Annotated in this window: 13 protein-coding genes and 1 tRNA gene; 11 read left to right on the top strand and 3 right to left on the bottom strand. The window is 62.1% G+C overall.

Annotated elements, in window-relative coordinates:
* The first annotated feature begins 50 nt into the window (after nt 1–50).
* The 3 genes from ACXAG8_RS01155 to ACXAG8_RS01145 all read left to right on the top strand — a co-directional run bounded on the left by ACXAG8_RS01155 (nt 51) and on the right by ACXAG8_RS01145 (nt 3,150).
* The gene (locus tag ACXAG8_RS01155; RefSeq protein WP_475221460.1) at nt 51–926 is read left to right on the top strand and encodes a YihY/virulence factor BrkB family protein; all 876 of its coding nucleotides are present in this window, start codon (nt 51–53) and stop codon (nt 924–926) included.
* A complete protein-coding gene (locus ACXAG8_RS01150) occupies nt 926–2,857 on the top strand; it encodes a multiheme c-type cytochrome (RefSeq protein WP_475221459.1) in 1,932 nt (643 codons plus the stop codon). The genes ACXAG8_RS01155 and ACXAG8_RS01150 overlap by 1 nt, the downstream gene beginning before the upstream one ends.
* Nucleotides 2,858–2,955: 98 nt before the next feature.
* Nucleotides 2,956–3,150: a hypothetical protein gene (locus tag ACXAG8_RS01145; RefSeq protein WP_475221457.1), complete on the top strand. Its 195-nt coding sequence runs from the start codon at nt 2,956–2,958 to the stop codon at nt 3,148–3,150.
* Between the two features lie 19 nt (nt 3,151–3,169).
* On the opposite strand, the gene ACXAG8_RS01140 is transcribed toward ACXAG8_RS01145, so the two are convergent.
* Both ACXAG8_RS01140 and ACXAG8_RS01135 read right to left on the bottom strand, forming a co-directional pair.
* Nucleotides 3,170–3,886 (bottom strand): RlmE family RNA methyltransferase, encoded by a 717-nt coding sequence (locus ACXAG8_RS01140; RefSeq protein ID WP_475221456.1) that lies wholly within the window; start codon nt 3,884–3,886, stop codon nt 3,170–3,172.
* Complete coding sequence (locus tag ACXAG8_RS01135) at nt 3,886–4,998, bottom strand: Ppx/GppA phosphatase family protein (protein WP_475221455.1); 1,113 nt, start codon at nt 4,996–4,998, stop codon at nt 3,886–3,888. The genes ACXAG8_RS01140 and ACXAG8_RS01135 overlap by 1 nt, the downstream gene beginning before the upstream one ends.
* A 181-nt stretch (nt 4,999–5,179) precedes the next feature.
* Here ACXAG8_RS01135 and ACXAG8_RS01130 point away from each other — a divergent pair, with 181 nt between their 5' ends.
* From ACXAG8_RS01130 to ACXAG8_RS01105, 6 genes are all read left to right on the top strand, one after another.
* Nucleotides 5,180–7,066, top strand: coding sequence for a PhoX family protein (locus ACXAG8_RS01130; RefSeq protein WP_475221453.1), 1,887 nt, complete (start codon nt 5,180–5,182; stop codon nt 7,064–7,066).
* A gap of 246 nt (nt 7,067–7,312) precedes the next feature.
* On the top strand, nt 7,313–7,609 hold the full coding sequence (locus ACXAG8_RS01125) for a virulence factor (protein ID WP_475221452.1): 297 nt from the start codon (nt 7,313–7,315) through the stop codon (nt 7,607–7,609).
* A 26-nt stretch (nt 7,610–7,635) separates the two neighbouring features.
* Complete coding sequence (locus ACXAG8_RS01120) at nt 7,636–8,562, top strand: methylenetetrahydrofolate reductase (protein ID WP_475221451.1); 927 nt, start codon at nt 7,636–7,638, stop codon at nt 8,560–8,562.
* 9 nt (nt 8,563–8,571) lie between these two features.
* Nucleotides 8,572–9,636 carry a methyltetrahydrofolate cobalamin methyltransferase gene (locus ACXAG8_RS01115; RefSeq protein WP_475221449.1) on the top strand — a complete coding sequence of 355 codons (1,065 nt, stop codon included), beginning with the start codon at nt 8,572–8,574 and terminating at the stop codon, nt 9,634–9,636.
* 137 nt (nt 9,637–9,773) lie between these two features.
* On the top strand, nt 9,774–10,601 hold the full coding sequence (locus tag ACXAG8_RS01110; RefSeq protein WP_475221448.1) for a polyphosphate kinase 2 family protein: 828 nt from the start codon (nt 9,774–9,776) through the stop codon (nt 10,599–10,601).
* Nucleotides 10,602–10,654: 53 nt separating this feature from the next.
* Nucleotides 10,655–10,728 (top strand) — tRNA-Gly (locus tag ACXAG8_RS01105).
* Nucleotides 10,729–10,742: 14 nt separating this feature from the next.
* Here ACXAG8_RS01105 and ACXAG8_RS01100 read toward each other — a convergent pair.
* Complete coding sequence (locus ACXAG8_RS01100) at nt 10,743–12,791, bottom strand: ASKHA domain-containing protein (protein ID WP_475221447.1); 2,049 nt, start codon at nt 12,789–12,791, stop codon at nt 10,743–10,745.
* 216 nt (nt 12,792–13,007) lie between these two features.
* Between ACXAG8_RS01100 and guaB the strand changes: the two genes are divergently transcribed.
* Together guaB and ACXAG8_RS01090 are read left to right on the top strand one after the other, a co-directional pair.
* Nucleotides 13,008–14,456 carry an IMP dehydrogenase gene (gene guaB / locus ACXAG8_RS01095; RefSeq protein ID WP_475221446.1) on the top strand — a complete coding sequence of 483 codons (1,449 nt, stop codon included), beginning with the start codon at nt 13,008–13,010 and terminating at the stop codon, nt 14,454–14,456.
* A gap of 64 nt (nt 14,457–14,520) precedes the next feature.
* Nucleotides 14,521–15,681 (top strand): RsmB/NOP family class I SAM-dependent RNA methyltransferase, encoded by a 1,161-nt coding sequence (locus ACXAG8_RS01090; protein WP_475221444.1) that lies wholly within the window; start codon nt 14,521–14,523, stop codon nt 15,679–15,681.
* The last annotated feature ends 74 nt before the right edge of the window (nt 15,682–15,755 follow it).

Here is a 15,755-nt window from a genome sequence, read left to right as displayed (position 1 = left end):
TGCGCTTTGGGCGGGTTCTGCCGGTGCCTTGCGCACGCTAGGGTCTTTCCATGACACGCCCTGCGATTCCCCTGATTGGCCGCCTGCTGCAAGCCGTTTGGCTTTCGGTTCGCCGATTCAACGACAAGAACATGTTCGTGATGAGCAGCCATGTCGCGATGTCACTGATGCTGGCGCTGTTTCCTTTTGTTCTGTTCACGGTCGCACTGGCCGGGGCATTATCGCAGGACTATGTCACCAACGAGCTTATCGACCTGATATTCGGCGCCTGGCCAAAGGATGTGGCTGATCCGATTATATCAGAGCTGCGCGCGGTTCTTGCAGGGGCCGGGTCCGGGGTGATCACGCTTGGCGGGATTTTGGCGATCTACTTCGCCTCGAACGGGGTCGCGGCGGTGCGCGCGGCCATGAACATGGCCTATCACGACGAGGACAGGTGGCCGTTCTGGAAAACGCGGCTGTTGTGTTTCGCGCTGGTTATCGCGGGCGGCGCGGCCATTCTGGCGATTGCCGCCGTCGAAGTCGTCTTGCCGGTCTATACGCAGCTGGTGTCGGAAAAGACCGATGTGGATGTGTCCGAGTGGCTTTCGGTGGACCGCTTGCGCTGGACCTTTACCGTTGCGGTGCCTGCGGGGACCGTGGCCCTGGCGCATCTGATCCTGCCGACCCGGCGGCACAGCCTGGCGCAGATTTTGCCCGGCGTTGTCCTGACGCTGGCCCTTTGGTCGGCTGGCGGGTGGGGGTTTTCCATCTATATCGCCCAGTTCGCGACCTATAGCGCCACCTATGCGGGGCTGGCCGGTGCCATGGCCGCGCTGATTTTCCTGTACCTGTGTTCGGCAATGCTGATCTTTGGGGCCGAATTCAACGGAGCGCTGATCGACCTGCGCAATGGCGACGGTGACAATGGGGGGCGGGGCAGGTGATGTCGTGCATTTTGGGTGCCCGCGCACGGATTTACGCAGGCCTGTTGGTGGTTCTCGCGCTGTTCTGCGCAGGCCCGGCCGCGCAGGCACAGGACTATGTCGGGTCGCAGGCCTGTGTCGACTGCCATGAACAGCAAGCCGACGCCTGGCGTGGCTCGCATCACGCGCTGGCCTGGACCCCGGCCCAGGCGGACAATATCCGCGCCGATTTCGATGGGACTGCGTTTTCTCATGACGGGATGGATGTCACGTTTGACATAACCGGGGATGCCTATCATGCGCGCGTGACCGAGAAAGACGGGACAACCACCGCATACCGGGTTCATTCCGTTGTCGGGATCGAGCCTTTGCAGCAGTACCTTTTTGAAACCGAACCCGGCAAGTTGCAGAGCTTTGACGTGGTGTGGGACACGGAAAACCAGACCTGGTTTCACCTTTATCCCGATCAGGATCTGCCGCCCGATGACGGTCTGCACTGGAGCGGCCCCTACAAGAACTGGAACGCGCGCTGCGCCGAGTGCCATGCCACGGGATTTGCCAAGAATTATGACCCGCAGGCGCGGTCCTATCAGTCGCGGCAGGCCGAAATCGGCGTCGGATGCGAGGCCTGCCATGGGCCGGGCTCTGCCCATATCGACTGGACCGGCGGGGCATCCCTGGCGCCGGGGCTGGGCGACGCGGGGTTCGCGATGCAATGGGGAAAGGGCCAGACCGAGGCCGAAATCCAGCAATGCGCCGGGTGTCATTCGCGCAGAGAAGCGCATGAGAACGGCTCTCCGCTGCCGGGCACGGCGTTTCACGACGCTTATAACCTGGCCGTGCTCAGGCCGGGGCAGTACCACCCCGACGGTCAAATCCTGGACGAGGTTTACGTCTATGGGTCGTTCTTGCAGTCCAAGATGTACGCCAAGGGCGTCAGCTGCATGAACTGTCACGAACCGCATGGCGCGACCCTCAGGGCCGAAGGCAACGGGATCTGCACTCAGTGCCATTCACCGGCGGCGAACCCAGAGTTCCCAAGCCTTCGGAAGGCTGAATATGACAGCCCGGACCATCATCACCACGCCGAGGGCAGCCCTGGCGCGCAATGTACGTCGTGCCACATGATCGAACGTGTCTATATGGGCGTTGATGGCCGCAGGGATCACAGCTTTCGCATTCCCCGCCCGGATCTGGGCCTGGGGACGGATGCCTGTACCGATTGCCATGGCGACGCGGGGCAGGGCTGGGCCGCGCAGCAGATCGAAACCTGGTACCCGGAATCGACGCATCGAACGGCTCACTATGGCTCGGCCTTTGCGGCGGCTTTGGATGGCGCGCCTGACGGTGCCGCCCGGTTGCAGGCCATCGCCGCCGATCCTTCGCAACCCGGCATCGTGCGCGCCACGGCCCTGTACCTGCTGCAACCTCATGCATCGGCGGATATCGCCCGCGCCACCGCGCCTTTGCTGGCCGCCTCTGATCCGTTGATCCGGGCGAATGCCGCGGCCTTGCAGCGCGCCGCCGGTCTGCCCGACCGAATTGCGCGGTTAGAGCCCTTGCTGTCCGATCCGCTGCGCAATGTCCGTATCGCGGCCGCCAAGGAAATGCTGACCGTGCCGCCATCGGTTTTGAACCCTGACCAACGGGCAAGCGCAGGGCAGGCCATGTCGGAATGGCGCGGGGCGATGTCGAACCGGCTGGATTTTCCCGAAACGCATCTGGTTCTGGGCGGCATGGCGTTGACCATGCGCAACGCACAGGCCGCCAAACAGGCATTCCGCGAGGTCGTGACACTGGACCCTCAGCGGGCCGAGGCCTGGCCCATGCTTGTGCAGCTGACCCAGATCACCAACGGCCCCGATGCGGCCCGGCTGGTTCTGCGCGAGGGCCTGAGCGCCGTGCCTGACGATCCCGCGTTGCGGCAGTTGCAAACCCAGCTTGGCCGCTGAAACGGCATGGAAGGGGCCGGATTGCGCCATCTTCCGGGCCAACTTGGGCGTTAGGTCTGTGGGGCAGGGGAATGGTCCCCGATCCCAAGAGGTGACGCATGTCCGATCCGAAATCACCTGGCCAACTGGCCCCCGCAAGGGCCGAGAAACTGCCGCTGGATCAGCGCATTGCCCGGCTGCGCGGCAGTAAACCAGTCGATATCAACCATGGCGAGGCCCTGTTGCTGCAAGGGCTGGCTGCGGCCTCGTTGCGGGAACAACGCCTTGCCGGGGCGCAGGTGTCGCTGGACTAGGGGAAACCGTAAGGCGGGATCAGCCGCGAAACCCGGTTGCCACGACGAATTTCTCGGAACTGTCCGAACGTGATGCTGGCGGTTTGACGTTGGCGACCTTTTCGAATTTCTGCTTGAGCAGCTTCTGCAAATCGCCCTCGGCGCCGCCCGCCAGAACCTTGGCGACAAATGTGCCGCCCTGTTCCAGCACGTCGAATGCGAAATAGGCGGCGGTTTCGCACAAGGCCATGATGCGCAGGTGATCTGTTTGTTTATGACCCGACGATGCGGCGGCCATGTCGGACATGACCACATCGGCCTTGCCGCCCAGCCAGGTCTTTACCTTTTCGTCGGCGTCATCATCCATGAAATCCAGCTGATGGATCTCGGCCCCCGCGATCGGTTCGACCTCTTGCAGATCGACCCCCAGCACCGTGCCGATCTTCTTGCCGGATTTTTCGCCCAGCGCATTCACCCGCTTGACGGCCACCTGGCACCAGCCGCCCGGCGCACAGCCCAGGTCGACCACACGTGCGCCCGGAACCAGGAAACGGTATTTTTCGTCCAGTTCCAGTATCTTGAACGCAGCGCGCCCCCGGTACCCTTCGACCTGGGCCCGTTTCACATAGGGGTCGTTCAGCTGCCGCTGCAACCACAGGGTCGAGCTGAGCTTGCGCCCGCGGGCGGTCTTGACCTTGACCTTCAGGTCCCGCTGTCCGCGCCCCGAGGTGTTTTTGCCACTTGGTGTCTTCGCCATCAGAATGGTCCGTCTTCCAATACGCCGTCCGCGCTCATCTGTGCATAAAGCAGACCTTCGCGCAGCCCCCGGTCCGCCACGGAAAGGCGGTCGGTGGGCCAGCAGCGCAGCAATGCCTGCAATATGGCCGAGCCGGACATGATCAGGGCCTGCCGGTCGTCTCCGATCCGAGGGTCGCGGCGCCGCCCCTGAGGGCCGAGTTCTAGATAACCGCGTATGACCTTGTCAATCTGATCGCTGGTCATGCGCAGCCCGTCCACTTTGGTCCGGTCATATCGCTTGAGACCCAGATGCGAGGCCGCGACCGTGGTCACGGTTCCGCTGGTGCCGACAATCTGAAACCCCTCGCGCGCCTGTTCATCCTTGTAGGGCGCGAAATCGACAAGGTTTTCCTCGAAAAACCAGCTCATCAGCGCGAAACGGGCGGAATCATCCTCGACGTCGTGAAACTGATCGCGCAGCGTGGCGACCCCCAGCGGGACGCTGATCCAGTCCACGACCTTGGCCGCGGGAAAGGGGCTTTCGGCGCTGTGAAACCCGTTATGCAGCCGCATGATTGCCGCAGGCCGGTCGCGGCGCGGCACCGACGATATGTCGATCCAGACCAGCTCGGTCGAGCCGCCGCCGATATCGACAACCAGCAACTGCTCGGTCTTGGTGGAAACCAGGGGCGCACATGAGATGACGGCCAGGCGCGCTTCTTCCTCGGGCTGGATGATTTCCAGCGTCAGCCCGGTTTCACGTTTGACCTGGCGGATGAAGTCACGCGCATTCTTGGCGCGGCGACAGGCCTCGGTGGCCACCAGCCGCATGCGACGGACCTTGTTACGCTTGAGCTTCTGCTGGCAGATTCGCAGCGCCTGAATGGTGCGCGCCATTGAGGACCGCGACAGCCGCCCGGTCCGTTCAAGCCCGGCACCCAGCTGCACGGACTTGGAAAAACTGTCTACCACATGGAACCCGCTGCCCTTGGGCTGGGCTATCAACATGCGACAGCTATTTGTCCCCAAATCCAGCGCCGCATACAACGCATCTGGATCGGGTCTTGCCGGCGCGGGGCTTTCGACCGCTTTCGGGAACGCGCCCGCACCTTTGGGACGCTTGGGCGCCATCGTAACGCCCTCCGATTTTTCGAGTTACCCTGACCCTAGGCGGGGCTTCGCCGACGTGCAAGCGATTTCAATTTTGAAATTAACACGACTGTCACACAGCGTTCATACTGAAATGCGACCTGAAGGCCCGGAACCCGTTTTGGGTGATCCTACCAGCATGCTGCAAGATACGGAGCCAGCCATGAAAGACGACCAAACCCTGACATTCGACGAATATGACGAGGTAGTGAACCCGCGACCCGAGGAATGCGATTTCGACCGCATTGTCGAACGCGCCCTGTCGCGTCGCGGTTTCCTGGGCGGGGTCCTGGCAATGGGCAGCTTTGCCGCTGTCGGTGGCTCGATCCTGCCAAGCACAGCACGTGCGGCGGCCGACCGTTTTGCATTTGACGCGATTCCCGTCTCGACCGCCGACGCGGTTACGGTTCCCGCCGGTTACAAGGCCGAGGTCATGGTGCGGTGGGGCGACCCGCTGTGGTCCGATGCGCCCGAGTTCGATCACGCGACCCGCGGCACGGCGGCAAGCCAGGAACGCGCCTTTGGTGACAATACCGACGGGCAGGATGTGTTCTTTCACGATGGCCACGTTTTGCTGGTCGTGAACAATGAATACACCAACCGCGATATTCTGTGGGGCAACAACCCCGATGCCAAACCGGCCTCGGATGACGATATCGCCAAGGGCATGATGGCGCATGGTGTAACGGTTGTCGAAATCGCCAATACCGACGGCACCTGGGCGATTGTCAAGGACAGCCCCTATAACCGCCGGATCACACCGCAGACCGACATGGCCATCACCGGCCCGGCGGCGGGTCACGATCTGATGAAAACCGCAGCCGACCCGTCCGGCACCACGTCCAAGGGCACCTGGAACAACTGCGGCAACGGCATGACGCCCTGGGGCACCTACCTGGCCTGCGAAGAGAACTTCAACGGCTATTTCTCCGCCGAGGATGAAAACCACGAGGTTAGCCCCGAACTGAAACGTTACGGCGTTTCGTCCAAGGACTGGGGCTATGGCTGGGCTGCGATCGACGCGCGTTTCGACGTGTCGAAGAACCCGAACGAGCCCAACCGCGCGGGTTACGTCGTTGAAATCGACCCGACCGATCCGAACGCGGCACCGCGCAAGCTGACGGCGCTGGGGCGCTTCAAGCACGAAAACGCGGATGTCGTGGTCAACAATGACGGGCGCGTTGTCGTCTATATGGGCGATGACGAACGTGGCGAGTTCCTGTACCGCTTTGTGTCCGACGGCGTTTACGCGGCGGGCGTGGACACCAATGCGCTGCTGGAAAGCGGGACGCTTTCGGTTGCCAAGTTCAACGATGACGGCACCGGTGAATGGCTGGCGCTGACGCCTGAAACCACCGGGATGGCGTCGCTGGCCGAAATCAGCATTCACACCCGGCAGGCGGCCTCGGCCGTAGGTGCAACCACGATGGATCGCCCGGAATGGGTTGCGTCCAACCCCAACACCCCCGAGGTCTATTGCTGCCTGACCAACAACAAGAACCGTGGCGTCAAACCCAATGCGGGCGGCGATGATACCTCGGTCAACGGTCCGAACCCGCGTGATGCCAACAACTATGGTCAGATCGTGCGCTGGCGGCCCGACGGCGGCGACCATGGTGCAGCCGGGTTCGGGTGGGACCTTTACGTTCTGGCCGGTAACCCGACAGTGCATCAGGATGCCTATGCCGGGTCCGACAACGTGACGGCGGACAACATGTTCAACTCGCCCGACGGGTTGAAGTTCGACAGCAATGGCCTGTTGTGGATCCAGACCGACGGCAATTACGGCAACGAGGGCGACTTTGCCGGGCAGGGCAACAACCAGATGCTGGCAGGCGACCCGGTCACCGGTGAGATCCGCCGCTTTCTGGTCGGTCCGAACGAATGCGAGGTCACCGGCCTGAGCTGGTCGCCGGATCGCCGCACGATGTTCGTCGGCATCCAGCACCCCGGTGAGGACGGCAACAGCCATTGGCCCGAGGGCGGCGATTCGGTTCCGCGTTCGGCCATTATCGCAGTCACGCGCGAAGATGGCGGTCTGGTGGGTTAATCCACCCGACATTGCAGATTGCAGGCCCCGGATGGCATTCGCCGTCCGGGGTTTTTGCCTTTATGCGCCGCGCTCATACAGACATTGAGAATTTTGATATGCGCCTTTGCGCCGAAATTGGCTAGAACCCGGCCATGCCCGCGTCGCAAAACGTCGCTGTAAAAGCGTCGTGTGTCGAAATCCGACCGACGCGGGCCCACATAGAAGTCTAGAACCGATCCATCCGGTTAGGAGGAATCAACAGCAATGCCCGACGTCACCATCGTTTACTGGCGCGACATTCCCGCCCAAGTCATTGTCGGCAAAGGCCGTCGTGGCGCCAAGCGGCAATTGGAAGAACGGTTCGAACAGGCCATCGACCGCGCTGCAATGAAGGTGAACGCCAAGGACAGCGATGCCTACCTGGCCGAATGGCGCAAGGCTGAACCTTTTGCGGTTGAGGGCGACCCGTCCGAAATCGCCGAAGCCCAGGCCAGCCGCCTTGAAACGGAATACGATCAGGATCGCATCAAGGCCCTGATCGCCAATGACGGTTGGGCATGAGCCCGAGACAGCTATGGGAGGCCGCAATGGCTTTGCTGAACTTCAAGAAACGCGATGCGGCCGACAAGGCCCCTGTGAACCCGACTGTCGAGGCTTTCTTGCAGGGCTATTCGATCGAGGTGATGCCGCGTACGGCTGAAAAGATCGACGATTTCCGCGATTTTCTGCCCGATGGCACGCGCGTCTATATCGCCCATATCGAGGGCACGCCGATTGACGACATGGTCAAGACCGCCAAGCGGATCGCGGCCGAAGGATACACCGTCATGCCGCACTTTCCGGCGCGGATCATCCAGGATGCGGCGACGCTGGAAAACTGGATCGCGATGTATCAGGGCGAGGCAGGCGTTGAACAGGCGCTGCTGCTGGCCGGTGGCGTTGCCAAGCCGCACGGCGATTTCGACAGTTCGATGCAGTTGCTGGAATCTGGGCTGTTCGACAAGGCGGGTTTCAAACGCCTGCATGTGGCCGGCCACCCCGAGGGCAACAAGGATATCGACCCCGACGGTTCGACCAAAAACGTCGACGACGCGCTGCGCTGGAAACAGAAATTCTCGGAAACCACCGATGCGGAAATGGCTCTGGCCACGCAGTTCGCCTTTGACGCCAAGCCTATCATTGCCTGGGCCGACAGCCTGAAAGAGGCCGGGATCGACCTGCCGATCCATATCGGCATCGCGGGTCCAGCCAAGCTGCAAACGCTGATCAAATTCGCCATTGCCTGCGGCGTCGGCCCGTCGCTGAAGGTTCTGCAAAAGCGCGCCATGGACGTTTCCAAACTGCTGCTGCCTTATGAGCCGACCGATGTGATCACCGAACTAGCCAACCACAAGGCGGCCAATCCCGACTTCAACATCACCAACGTGCATTTCTTCCCGCTTGGCGGCATCAAGACCAACGCCAACTGGGCCATCGACAACGGCGGCGCCTCGGCAAAGCCCGTAAACTCCTAAGGACAGCCCATGACCCGTACAGTCGTCGAATCAAAAACAAAAACCGCCGTTCTGGGCTTTGACGAACCATTCTGCGTGATCGGAGAGCGGATTAACCCCACGGGGCGCAAGAAGCTGGCCGCCGAGCTTGAAGCGGGCGATTTTTCGACCGTTGAGAAGGACGCTCTGGCGCAGGTCGCGGCGGGCGCGACCGTTCTGGATATCAATGCAGGCGTTGTCTACAACTCGAACCCCAACCCCAATGAGACCGAGCCGCCGCTGATGCGCAGGATCGTCGAGCTGGTGCAGGGTCTCGTGGACGTGCCGCTGTGTATCGACAGCTCGGTTCCCGGCGCGTTGGAAGCTGGTCTTGAGGCGGCCGAAGGCCGCCCGCTGCTGAACTCTGTCACCGGCGAGGAAGAGCGGCTGGAACTGGTTCTGCCGCTGGTCAAGAAATACAATGTTCCCGTCGTGGCCATCTCGAATGATGACACCGGCATCTCGGAAGACCCGGATGTGCGTTTTGCGGTCGCCAAGACAATCGTGGAACGGGCCGCCGATTACGGTATTCCGGCCCATGACATCGTGGTCGACCCTCTGGTCATGCCCATCGGGGCGATGGCAACTGCCGGTCAGCAGGTTTTTGCGCTGGTCCGCCGCCTGCGCGAAGAGCTGGGTGTGAACACCACTTGTGGTGCGTCCAACATCTCGTTCGGGCTGCCCAACCGCCACGGCATCAACAACGCGTTCCTGCCCATGGCCATGGGCGCTGGTATGACATCGGCGATCATGAACCCGGTCGCCTTGCCCGTGACCCAGAAAAAGATTGCAGAAAAGAAAGAGGCCGTCGCCGCAGCCGGGATCATCCTGCCTGACGGCATGGATGACGAGACATTCGTCCAGATGTTCGGACTTGGCTCGACCCATCCCCGGTCGGGCAAAGAGATGGAGGCGATCCGCGCCGCCAACCTGCTGACCAATAATGACCCGCATGGCGGCGAGTGGATCAGATCCAACAAACCCCCCGAAGCCGCCGGGGCCGAAGGCGAGGGCGCACGTGGGCGCCGCGGCGGTGGCCGTCGCCGCCGGGCCTGACCCTCGGGACTTGGGATTGCGATTTACCGGGCCGGGCAGAGATGTCCGGCCCTTGTTTTCATGTTGATGCGGATCAAGGCCCGCGCCGCGCGCGACCGGGATAGTGGGCAGGTAGCTATCCCAAGGGGCCGCCGCATATGTCCACGCACCTGCATCCGAAACTGTCCGATGTCGACCTTGGCAAAAGGCTTGGCAAATCCGACTATCTTGAACAGCTTGCCGACCTTCAGGCCCGGCTGGCCCGCATTCAACAGGCCTTTTTGTTCCACGGCACCAAGGGCGTCATCGTCTTTGAGGGGTGGGATGCCGCGGGCAAGGGCGGGACGATCCGCAGGATCAGCCAGGCGCTGGACCCGCGCAGCTTTAAGGTCTGGCCAATCGGTGCGCCGCGCAACTATTACCTCAATCGTCACTACCTGCTGAGGTTCTGGGAAAGACTGCCGCCCGAAGGCGCGATTTCAGCCTTTGACCGCAGCTGGTATGGCCGGGTTTTGGTCGAACGTATCGAAGGGTTCACACCCGAAACCCGTTGGCGCGCCGCCTATCGCGAGATCAACGATTTCGAACGAATGCTGGTCGATGATGGCACCCGGATCGTAAAGCTGTTCTTTCACATCTCGCCCGACGAACAGATGCGCCGCTTTGCGGAAAGGCTGAAAAACCCGCTGAAACGCTGGAAACTGACCTATGAGGACTTTCGCAACCGGGAAAAGTGGGACCAAAGCGAAATCGCTATTGACGAGATGCTGGCCCGGACATCGACATCGGTTGCGCCATGGCATGTCATACCGGCAAATAACAAAAAATACGCGCGAATCAAGGCAATGCAGATCGTTGCTAAGGTGTTTTCCGAGGGTCTGGACCTTGACCCGCAACATCTTGACGGCAGAACGCTGGATGCGGCGGGCCGGGTTCTGGACGTGGATCAATCGCTGATCGACAGTTTGCGCGCGCGCACGGATTGATCCGCAAAGCGACTTGATCCCCGCCAATTGCTGGTGTTATTGAGCCTGACGCGGCGGGTATGATGTAATGGTAGCCTGTCAGCTTCCCAAGCTGAACGCGCGGGTTCGATTCCCGCTACCCGCTCCAATCTTTCAATCCTATCACCCCCGACGCCTGCGACGACGCCCGCCGCCCGGCTGGGCATCCCCGCCACCGGCGTTGAAACTGGGGCTGGGCAGGGTAACGATCTTTGCCAATTCCGGAAACGGGTCCGTTTTGTGCGGAATCGCATTGGCGGCGACGAAGTGATCCTGAAACTTGGGCTCGATGGCGGTTTCGACCTTGGTGATTTCGCGCACAACCCGTTCGATTTCGGCCCGTGCGCCGATATTGCACAGCGCAATGCGCGCACCGGTGCCCGCCGCGTTGCCTGCGCTTGAAACCTTGTCCAGCGGCGCATCGGGTATCATGCCCAGCACCATGGCGTGCTTGGTCGAGATATGGGCCCCAAAAGCACCCGCCAGAACAACGCGATCAACCTTATCGACCTCCATCTCATCCATCAGCAGGCGGGCACCGGCATAAAGCGCAGCCTTGGCCAATTGGATGGCGCGGATGTCGACCTGCGTTACAGTGATGCGCGGACCTCCTTCGGTACTGGCATCGTAGATCAGGTAGGCATGAGTTCGGCCTTCGGGCACGCAGCGCGTGGTGCCGGTCTGCTCCGCCGATCCGATCAGGCCGTTCTCGTCCAGCAAACCCGCGATGCGCATTTCCGCGACGGCCTCGATAATGCCGGACCCGCAGATGCCGGTAATGCCCGTGGTGGCAATATCGCGGTCAAACCCGTCTTCGTCGGACCATTTCTCGGACCCGATGACACGGAACCGCGGTTCCTTGGTAACGGGGTCGATTTCAATCCGCTCAATCGCACCGGGCGCGGCACGTTGGCCCGAACTGATCTGGGCACCCTCGAACGCCGGACCCGTGGGCGAGGAGCAGGCCAGAACGCGGCTGGTATTGCCCAACAGAATTTCTGCATTGGTGCCCACATCGACGATCAACACCAGGTCCTCGGATTTACCGGGTTCCTCGGACAGCGCAACGGCAGCGCAGTCGGCCCCAACATGGCCCGCGATACAAGGCAGGATATAGACCTGCGCGCGTGGGTTCATGCGGGTCAGGTCCATCTCGCGCGCGGGCAGGGATATGCTTTCCGAGGTTGCCAGCGCAAACGGGGCCTGACCCAGCTCGACCGGGTCCAGACCGAGCAGCAGGTGGTGCATGACGGGGTTGCAGACGAATACGGTCTCGACGATCAGGTTGGCGTCAATTCCGGCCTCGTCGGCGATCGAGGATGTCAGATCGTTGATTGCCTCGCGCACGGCTTTGGTCATTTCCCTGTCACCGCCCGGGTTCATCATGGCGTAGGAAACCCGGCTCATCAGGTCTTCGCCAAAGCGGATCTGTGGGTTCATCAGCCCCGAGGACGCCTTGACCTCGCCGGTTTCCAGATCGGTCAGGTGGGCTGCGATTGTTGTCGACCCAAGGTCTATGGCCAATCCGTACAGCCCGCGTTCATGCAGGCCCGGCCAAATCTCGACGATGCGGGCGACGCTGTCCTTGTGGCCTTTGTGGACGGCGACCGTGACCTCCCATTTGCCTTTGCGCAATACGGGTTGCAGCTTGGACAACAGCGACAGGTCCGCCGTTGCGGCGGCGATATCCCATTGTTCGCGCAAGGCGCGCTCCAGCCGTTCCAGATCGCCGGTGGGCGAATGCATGTCGGGTTCTTCCACCACGACGAAATACAGGCGCGTGGCCGGGTCCATCGTGATTGCACGCGCGGCGGCGGCCTTGCGGACGACCTGGCGGTGGACCTGGCTTTCGGGGGGGACGTCGATGACCACGTCCCCCTGCACGGTGGCCTGGCAACCCAACCTGCGGCCGGGTTTGAGCCCGCGCTTGTCTTCATAACGCTGTTCGACCGCGTTCCAGTCGCTGAGTGCATCCGCGGAAACGGTGACGCCGTGCTTGGGGAATTCACCATAGCTGGGGGTGATCTGGCACTTGGAACAGATCCCGCGGCCGCCGCAGACCGAATCCAGATCGACACCCAATTGGCGGGCGGCCGTCAGGACCGGAGTTCCGACGGGAAAGTGCCCGCGTTTGCCCGAAGGCGTAAAGACGACAAGAGGGTCGGTGGTCATGATCTGCCTGCATTTTTCGTTTGCGCGTGTTGGCCACAGGATATGGGTTTGTGCGCAAAGGGAAAGGCCATTCCGCGGCAGGTTTTGCGCGACGAGCGTCGTTTTCCGGGCCGCCGGGTCGGATGATCTGCAACAACTTGTCCGCAGGGGCTTTCCCTTGGGGACGATCCATGCAATAGGGTCACCGCCAAACGGGCTTATGCATGGGGTTTTCAGATGCAGATTCGTGAGGCACTCACCTTTGACGATGTTTTATTGGTTCCGGCCGCCTCTTCGGTGTTGCCGGCCACGGCGGATACCGCGACACGCGTCACGCGGCAGATTACCATGAACATCCCCCTGCTGAGTTCGGCCATGGACACCGTGACCGAAGCCCGGATGGCCATTGCGATGGCGCAGGCGGGCGGCGTTGGCGTGATCCACAAGAACCTGACGGTCGAGGAACAATCCCGCGAAGTCCGGCGCGTCAAACGGTTTGAATCCGGTATCGTCTACAACCCCGTGACGCTGCGGGTCGATCAGACGCTGGCAGATGCCAAGGCGTTGGTGCAGCGCTATAATTTCACCGGTTTCCCGGTCGTCGACAATGCGGGCCGGGTCGTCGGGATATTGACGAACCGGGATATGCGCTTTGCCACGTCGGATGATACGCCGATCGAGGTCATGATGACCTCGGAAAACCTGGCCATGCTGCAGGAACCCGCCGACCTGGAAGAGGCCAAAAGCCTGATGAAGGCGCGCCGGATTGAAAAGCTGCTGGTTGTTGACGGCCAGGGCAAGCTGACCGGTCTGTTGACGCTCAAGGATACCGAGCAGGCGGTGCTGAACCCGACCGCGTGCAAGGACCACCTGGGGCGTTTGCGCGTGGCCGCTGCGACATCGGTCGGGGACTCCGGCTTTGAACGATCCGAAGAGCTGGTGGATTCGGGTGTCGACATCATCGTCGTGGACACGGCGCACGGCCATTCCAAGGGCGTGATTGACGCGGTGAAACGGGTCAAGGCGCTGTCGAACGAAGTTCAGATCATCGCCGGGAACGTGGCAACAGCCGATGCCGCAAAGGCGTTGGTGGACGCCGGGGCGGATGCGATCAAGGTCGGCATCGGGCCCGGTTCGATTTGCACCACGCGTATGGTGGCCGGGGTTGGTGTTCCGCAGTTGACCGCGATCATGGATTGCGCCTCGGCCGCTGGCGATGTTCCGGTTATTGCGGATGGCGGCATCAAGTTCTCGGGCGATTTCGCCAAGGCCATCGCGGCCGGTGCGTCCTGTGCCATGGTTGGCTCGATGATTGCAGGCACCGATGAAAGCCCGGGTGAGGTCATCTTGTACCAGGGGCGGTCGTTCAAGTCCTATCGCGGCATGGGCAGCCTGGGCGCCATGGCGCGCGGCTCGGCTGACCGCTATTTCCAGAAGGACGCGGCCAGCGACAAGCTGGTGCCCGAAGGGATCGAAGGGCAGGTGCCCTACAAGGGTTCGGCCAGCGCGGTGATCCACCAGTTGGTCGGCGGTCTGCGTGCGGCGATGGGGTATACCGGATGCGCCACGGTGGATGAAATGCGCAAGAACTGCAATTTTGTCAAAATCACCGGTGCTGGGCTGAAGGAAAGCCATGTGCATGACGTTCAGATCACCCGCGAAAGCCCGAACTACCGGGTTATGTAACCTGCGGCGCTGACCCGGCGCGTGCGTCGGGAAACACAATGCCGCCTTCACTTGGAACTTTGTCATGACCCCAGCCGCGCGGGTTCAGGCCGCCATCGAGGTGCTGGACGATATCCTGGGCGGAGTGCCCGCCGAAAAGGCCCTGACCGGATGGGCCAGGCGCAGCCGGTTTGCGGGCTCGGGCGACCGCGCCGCGATCCGGGATCATGTGTTCGGCGCCCTGCGGTGTCGCCGGTCCTTTGCCGCCCTTGGCGGGTCTCAGTCCGGTCGCGGGCTGATGCTTGGCGGGGTGCGTGCAGCGCGTATGGACCCCGACCAACTGTTTACGGGCGCACGCCATGCCCCGGCGCCGGTTGCACCGACCGAAATCGCGCGCGACTTTGCCAGCGCGGCCGAGCGGCTGGATATTCCCGACTGGCTTTGGCCCGAATTCAACAGGTCGCTGGGCGCGGAAACCGAACAGGTCGCAATGGCCCTTCAGACGCGTGCGCCGGTGTTCCTGCGGGTGAACGTGGCCCGCTGCGATCTGCCGACCGCAATCCGGGAACTGGAACGTGACGGGATTGCCGTGCAACCGCATGACGAATGCGATACCGCGCTTGAGGTCACCGAAGGCGCCCGGAAAGTCGCGCAGAGCCAGGCCTATTCCACCGGTCTGGTCGAACTGCAGGATGCGGCCAGCCAGGCGGTGACCGGTCTGTTGGATTTGCGCCCCGGCATGCGGGTTCTGGACTATTGCGCCGGTGGCGGCGGCAAGGCGTTGGCGATGGCCGCGCATTCCGGAGTCGAGGTATTCGCCCATGACGCAAATCCAGACCGGATGCGCGATCTGCCCGCCCGTGCCGCCCGGGCCGGGGTTGGCATTACGCGCCTGTCGTCCGCACAGCTTGCTGAGAGCGGCCCCTATGACCTGGTATTGACGGATGTTCCCTGCTCGGGCAGCGGGTCCTGGCGCCGGGCGCCTGCGGGGAAATGGGCACTGGATGCCGATCGTTTGGCGGCGCTTGGCGTTACGCAATTGGAGATATTGCGCGCCGCTGCGCCGCTGGTGGCCCAAGGGGGTACGCTGGCCTATGCGACTTGTTCGGTCCTGGATGTTGAAAACCGGCAGATTGTCGACCGGTTCCTTTCAGCGAACCCGGATTGGCGGGTGACGGTGCAAAAATCGTGGCCGGTTTCCCACGGTGGTGACGGGTTCTATTCTGCCCACTTGACCAGGGCGTAGACTGAAAACAACTTATGGTAGAGGGCGCGATTATTCTTAAGCGTCCGTTAACCTATCCCGTGCCGGTATGGGCG

Source organism: Ruegeria sp. ABD4_443, assembly GCF_056160865.1.
The sequence above is the reverse complement of the archived record's forward strand: the minus strand, read 5'-3'. Positions and strand labels throughout refer to the sequence as shown.

What these genes read in the sequence shown, in the direction of transcription:
- ACXAG8_RS01155 (WP_475221460.1), top strand. Translation starts at nt 51, where the DNA reads ATGACACGCCCTGCGATTCCCCTGATTGGCCGCCTGCTGCAAGCCGTT.
- ACXAG8_RS01150 (WP_475221459.1), top strand. Translation starts at nt 926, where the DNA reads ATGTCGTGCATTTTGGGTGCCCGCGCACGGATTTACGCAGGCCTGTTG.
- ACXAG8_RS01145 (WP_475221457.1), top strand. Translation starts at nt 2,956, where the DNA reads ATGTCCGATCCGAAATCACCTGGCCAACTGGCCCCCGCAAGGGCCGAG.
- ACXAG8_RS01140 (WP_475221456.1), bottom strand. Translation starts at nt 3,886, where the DNA reads ATGGCGAAGACACCAAGTGGCAAAAACACCTCGGGGCGCGGACAGCGG.
- ACXAG8_RS01135 (WP_475221455.1), bottom strand. Translation starts at nt 4,998, where the DNA reads ATGGCGCCCAAGCGTCCCAAAGGTGCGGGCGCGTTCCCGAAAGCGGTC.
- ACXAG8_RS01130 (WP_475221453.1), top strand. Translation starts at nt 5,180, where the DNA reads ATGAAAGACGACCAAACCCTGACATTCGACGAATATGACGAGGTAGTG.
- ACXAG8_RS01125 (WP_475221452.1), top strand. Translation starts at nt 7,313, where the DNA reads ATGCCCGACGTCACCATCGTTTACTGGCGCGACATTCCCGCCCAAGTC.
- ACXAG8_RS01120 (WP_475221451.1), top strand. Translation starts at nt 7,636, where the DNA reads ATGGCTTTGCTGAACTTCAAGAAACGCGATGCGGCCGACAAGGCCCCT.
- ACXAG8_RS01115 (WP_475221449.1), top strand. Translation starts at nt 8,572, where the DNA reads ATGACCCGTACAGTCGTCGAATCAAAAACAAAAACCGCCGTTCTGGGC.
- ACXAG8_RS01110 (WP_475221448.1), top strand. Translation starts at nt 9,774, where the DNA reads ATGTCCACGCACCTGCATCCGAAACTGTCCGATGTCGACCTTGGCAAA.
- ACXAG8_RS01100 (WP_475221447.1), bottom strand. Translation starts at nt 12,791, where the DNA reads ATGACCACCGACCCTCTTGTCGTCTTTACGCCTTCGGGCAAACGCGGG.
- guaB (WP_475221446.1), top strand. Translation starts at nt 13,008, where the DNA reads ATGCAGATTCGTGAGGCACTCACCTTTGACGATGTTTTATTGGTTCCG.
- ACXAG8_RS01090 (WP_475221444.1), top strand. Translation starts at nt 14,521, where the DNA reads ATGACCCCAGCCGCGCGGGTTCAGGCCGCCATCGAGGTGCTGGACGAT.